This is a genomic window from Frankia nepalensis (assembly GCF_016786325.1).
GTDB classification, from domain to species: Bacteria; Actinomycetota; Actinomycetes; order Frankiales; family Frankiaceae; genus Pseudofrankia; species Pseudofrankia nepalensis.
On record NZ_JADWYU010000281.1, the window covers coordinates 1 to 5,156 of the forward strand.

Below are 5,156 nucleotides of genomic sequence, written 5' to 3' on the forward strand. Positions count from 1 at the left end.
ATGGCAGCCGACTGGCCGGGCGAGCGGCGCCGGGGCCCCCCCCGCCCCGGGCGGTGCCGGCCGGGCCGCGGGGGGCGCCCAGCCACCCACGGAAGCGTCCCGGGGCGACGCCGCGAACTAGTCCTTGATCTCGCAGAGGACCGTGCCGCTGGGGACCACCGCGCCGACGGTGGCGGACAGCCCCGTGATGGTGCCCGCGCGGTGGGCGGTGATCGGCTGTTCCATCTTCATCGCCTCGAGGACGACGATCAGGTCACCCTCGGCGACCGCGTCGCCGTCGGCGACCGCGACCTTGACGATCGTGCCCTGCATCGGGCTGGTCAGCGAGTTGCCGGTCGCGCCGCCCGCCTTCTTCGTGCTGGCCTTGCGCTTGGGCGCCGCGCCGCGGGCTCCGCCGCCGGCCGCGCCTCCGACGGCGCCGAGGCCGGCCGGGAGCACGACCTCCAGCCGCTTGCCACCGACCTCGACGACGACCGTCTCGCGCGCGCCGGCCTCGCCGGCCTCGTCCTCGGCCCCGCCGGTGAACGCCGGGATCGTGTTGACGAACTCGGTCTCGATCCAGCGGTTGTGGACCGTGAACGCCTCGTCGGCGGTGTCCGGGGCGAACGCCGGGTCGCGCACCACCGCGCGGTGGAACGGCAGCGCCGTCGCCATGCCGTCGACGATCAGCTCGTCGAGGGCTCGGCGGGCCCGCTCCAGCGCCTGCTGGCGGGTCGCGCCGGTGATGATGACCTTGGCCAGCAGCGAGTCGAACGCCCCGCCGATGACGCTGCCGCTCTCGATGCCGGTGTCGACGCGCACGCCGGGGCCGGTCGGCAGCACGAGCCTGGTGACCGTGCCCGGCGCCGGCAGGAACTTGCGGCCCGGGTCCTCGCCGTTGATGCGGAACTCGATCGAGTGGCCGCGCGCCGGCGGGTCGGTGAAGCCGAGCGCCTCGCCCTCGGCGATCCGGAACTGCTCCCGCACCAGGTCGATGCCGGTCGTCTCCTCGGTCACCGGGTGCTCGACCTGCAGCCGGGTGTTGACCTCGAGGAAGCTGATCATCCCGTCCTTGGCGACCAGGAACTCGCAGGTGCCGGCGCCGACGTAGCCGGCCTCCTTGGCGATCTTCTTGGAGGCCTCGTAGAGGGAGGCGACCTGCGCCTCGGTGAGGAACGGCGCGGGCGCCTCCTCGACCAGCTTCTGATAGCGCCGCTGCAGCGAGCAGTCGCGGGTGCCGACGACGACCACGTTGCCGTGGGTGTCGGCGAGGATCTGGGTCTCGACGTGGCGCGGCTGGTCGAGGTAGCGCTCGACGAAGCACTCGCCGCGGCCGAAGGCCGCGACCGCCTCGCGCACCGCGCTGTCGAACAGCTCGGCGAGCTCGTCCTTCGTCCAGGCGACCTTCAGGCCGCGGCCGCCGCCGCCGAACGCCGCCTTGATGGCGACCGGCAGACCGTGCTCCTCGGCGAACGCGACGACCTCGTCGACGCCGGCGACCGGGTCCGCGGTGCCGGGCGCGAGCGGCGCGCCGACGGCGAGCGCGATGTGGCGGGCGGCGGTCTTGTCGCCGAGCCGGCGGATCGCGTCCGGCGGCGGGCCGATCCAGGTCAGCCCGGCGGCGATGACGGCCTCGGCGAAGTCGGCGTTCTCGGAGAGGAAGCCGTACCCCGGGTGCACCGCGTCGGCGCCGGACTTCGCCGCGACGTCGAGGATCTTGTCGATGCGCAGGTACGAGTCGCCGGGGGTGGATCCGCCAAGCGCGTACGCCTCGTCAGCCACGCGAACGTGCAGGGCGTCGATGTCGGGCTCGGCATACACCGCGACGCTGGTGTAGCCGGCGTCCTTGCTGGCCCGCGCCACCCGGACGGCGATCTCGCCGCGGTTGGCGATGAGGATCTTACGCACGTTCCTCCCGTCCTCGTTCGGCCTGCCCGAGTCTAGGGCGACTGCGGCCGCTGAGGTTGCTACCTGAAATTGCGTCGAATTGCCGGCTCGTTCCCACCGCCGGACCCCCGTGCCCACGATCGCGCTTTCTGGCGCGAGAGGCAGCCCCTAGGTTGGGCTCGGCGGCAGGGGTGACCAGGTTCACCCGGTGCGGACGCCGCCGAGGATGCCGGCCCGCCGCCAGCCGCCCGGCCCGGCGCCGGCCGAGACCCGCAGCACCTGGCTCCGGTCGGCCCACACCGACCGGGGCGGCCGCGGCGGCACCGCCGCCGTGGCGGCGGCGTGCGCCGCGAGCACGGCCACCACGGCCGCGATCTCCTCAGGCGTGGCGTCGCCGCGCACCAGCCGCAGCAGTGGCCGCCGCGACTCGGCGCCCTCGCTCTCGGCCACCGCTCCTCCTCGACGTGGGATGTGCTGGTCAGATCCTGGTCCGGGCCGGCCGGCCGCCGGCCCCCCGCGGCCGGGCGGCTCCCCCCGGCCCCGCTCCCGTTACAGCGGGATGTTGCCGTGCTTCTTCGGCGGCAGCGTCTGGCGCTTGTTGCGCAGCAGCCGCAGCGCGCGGATGACCTCGCGCCGGGTCGCCGACGGGGCGATCACCGCGTCCAGGTAGCCCCGCTCGGCCGCGATGTAGGGCGTGGCGAAGTGCTCGTTGTAGTCCTCGATCAGCTCGGCGCGGCGCGCGTCGGGGCTGCCGGACGCCGCCAGCTCACGCCGGTAGATGATGTTGACGGCGCCGCGCGCGCCCATGACGGCGATCTCGGCGGTCGGCCAGGCGAGGTTGATGTCGGCGCCCAGGTGCTTGGACCCCATCACGTCATACGCGCCGCCGTAGGCCTTGCGGGTGATGACGGTGACCTTCGGCACGGTCGCCTCGGCGTAGGCGTAGATCAGCTTCGCGCCGCGGCGGATGATGCCGGTCCACTCCTGCGAGGTGCCCGGGAGGAAGCCGGGGACGTCGACGAACGTCAGCACCGGGATGTTGAAGGCGTCGCAGGTGCGCACGAAGCGGGCGGCCTTCTCGCTGGCGTCGATGTCCAGGGTGCCGGCGAACTGCATCGGCTGGTTGGCGACGACGCCGACGGACCGGCCGTCGACCCGGCCGAAGCCGACGATGATGTTCATCGCGAACTGCGCGTGCACCTCGAGGAAGTCCCCGTCGTCGAGGATCTTCTCGATCACCTTGTGCATGTCGTACGGGGTGTTCGCGGAGTCCGGGATGAAGGTGTCCAGCTCCGGGTCGAGCTCCGCCTCGACGTCGGCGACCTCGTCGTAGACCGGCGCCTCGTCCATGTTGTTCGGCGGCAGGTACGACAGCAGCGCCTTGGCCAGCTCGAAGCACTCGGCCTCGTCGGACGCCTGGAAGTGCGCGACACCGCTCTTGGAGTTGTGGGTGTGCGCGCCGCCGAGCTCCTCGAAGCCCACGTCCTCGCCGGTGACCTCCTTGATCACGTCCGGCCCGGTGATGAACATGTGGCTGGTCTTGTCGACCATGAGGGTGAAGTCGGTGATGGCCGGCGAGTAGACGGCGCCGCCGGCGCACGGCCCCATGATCAGTGACAGCTGCGGCACGACGCCGGACGCCAGCACGTTGCGGTAGAAGATCTCGCCGTACAGGCCGAGCGCGACGACGCCCTCCTGGATGCGCGCGCCGCCCGAGTCGTTGATCCCGATCACCGGGCAGCCGGTCCGCACCGCCAGGTCCATGACCTTGATGATCTTCTCGCCGAAGACCTCGCCGAGGCTGCCGCCGAAGACCGTCGCGTCCTGGCTGAAGACGCACACCTGACGCCCGTCGACCGTCCCGTAGCCGGTGACGACGCCGTCGCCATACGGCCGGTTCTTGTCCACGCCGAAGTCGTGCGCCCGGTGCCGGACGAACGCGTCGGTCTCGACGAACGAGCCGGGGTCAAGGAACGCGTCGATCCTTTCCCGGGCCGTCATCTTGCCCTTGGCATGCTGCGCGTCCACCGCGCGCTGCGAGCCGGCGTGCACCGCTTCGTCGTTGATGCGTTGAAGCTGCGCCAGCTTGCCGGCGGTGGTGTGCGGATCGGGCGTGGGTTCAGTCGCGGACGCCGGAAGTGCCATGCGCGGCAGCGTACGGCCACCACGGGCGCGGGTGCGAGCGTCCGTGGGGTGGATCGCCTGGAAGGTCGCTTGCGCGACCGCCAGGCGATCCACCTGTCGGGCGCTGGGGCGCCCGACCCACCCTGATCGCGGGTTGCCCGGAAAGTCTGGGTCAGTCCCGGTCTGTGGCCAGGTTCGTGGCCGTTTTACGTTGCTTGGCGGCGGGCGGTCGGTCGGTTGGCGTCGTCCGCTCCGGTCTCTTCCGTGGCGGTCGCGCGCCGCTCGGCGACCGTCGCGTGGCTCGTGTCCGGAGGGGCTGGCAGGGTGGGACTGTGACGGATCACATAGCGAAGCTGGCGGGCGGCGCCGGCGGTGGCGCCCCCGACCGGGTGGGGCCGCGTCCCGGTCGAGCGCCGGACGGCGAGGCCGGCGGGCGGGCCCGCGGCGAGGTGGCGGACCCGTTGGACGCCGCCGCGCTCGCCGAGGCGGGCCGGGCGGTAGGGCTGCGGATCGTCGTCGCCGCCGAGACCGGGTCCACCAACGCCGACGTGGCGGCGCGGGCCCGGGCTGGCGAGCCCGCCGGGCTGGTCGTGGCCGCCGAGCGGCAGCGCGCCGGGCGCGGCCGGCTGGACCGGACCTGGGTGTCGCCGCCGGGCGCGGGCCTGACCGTCTCGCTGCTCGCCCGCCCGACCGTGCCGACCGCCCGGCTGGGCTGGCTGCCGATGGTCACCGGCACCTCCCTGGTCGGCACGCTGCGTTCCCGGTACTCGGTCCCCGCGTGGCTGAAGTGGCCGAACGACGTGCAGGTCGGCGGGGACAAGCTCGCCGGCATCCTGGTCGAGCTGGTGCCCGCCACGTCCCCGCCGGCCGCGGGGGCGGGCCCGGCGGGCCGGGCGGACCTCGCGCGGACGCCCGGGCTGGTGATCGGGTTCGGGCTGAACGTGCACACCGCCGCGGCCGAGCTCCCGCCCGGCGGCACCAGCCTGGCCCTGCTCGCCGCCGCGGCGGCCGGCCGGGCCGCGCCGGCCGGGGCCGGGGGTGTGGGTGGCGGCGGGTCGGGGGTGGCGGGCGGTTTTCGGGGGGGCGGGGGTCGCGTGGGACGACCTCCCGACGTGGCTCGGGGCCCTGTCGGTGCGGCGGATCGCGGCGTGACGGTGGAGACGAGG

At 73.9% G+C, this 5,156-nt stretch carries 4 protein-coding genes; 1 reads left to right on the top strand and 3 read right to left on the bottom strand.

Annotated features, from left to right (window positions below; genetic code table 11):
• Nucleotides 1-117: 117 nt before the first annotated feature.
• From I6A81_RS40300 to I6A81_RS40310, 3 genes are all read right to left on the bottom strand, one after another.
• Complete coding sequence (locus I6A81_RS40300) at nt 118-1,887, bottom strand: acetyl/propionyl/methylcrotonyl-CoA carboxylase subunit alpha (RefSeq protein WP_203005915.1); 1,770 nt, start codon at nt 1,885-1,887, stop codon at nt 118-120.
• Between the two features lie 180 nt (nt 1,888-2,067).
• Nucleotides 2,068-2,316, bottom strand: a complete 249-nt coding sequence (locus tag I6A81_RS40305) for an acyl-CoA carboxylase epsilon subunit (protein ID WP_203005914.1) — start codon at nt 2,314-2,316, stop codon at nt 2,068-2,070.
• 99 nt (nt 2,317-2,415) lie between these two features.
• On the bottom strand, nt 2,416-4,011 hold the full coding sequence (locus I6A81_RS40310) for an acyl-CoA carboxylase subunit beta (RefSeq protein ID WP_203005913.1): 1,596 nt from the start codon (nt 4,009-4,011) through the stop codon (nt 2,416-2,418).
• A 311-nt stretch (nt 4,012-4,322) separates the two neighbouring features.
• Here I6A81_RS40310 and I6A81_RS40315 point away from each other — a divergent pair.
• The coding region (locus I6A81_RS40315) for a biotin--[acetyl-CoA-carboxylase] ligase (RefSeq protein ID WP_407661464.1) at nt 4,323-5,156 on the top strand (834 nt) is incomplete at its 3' end.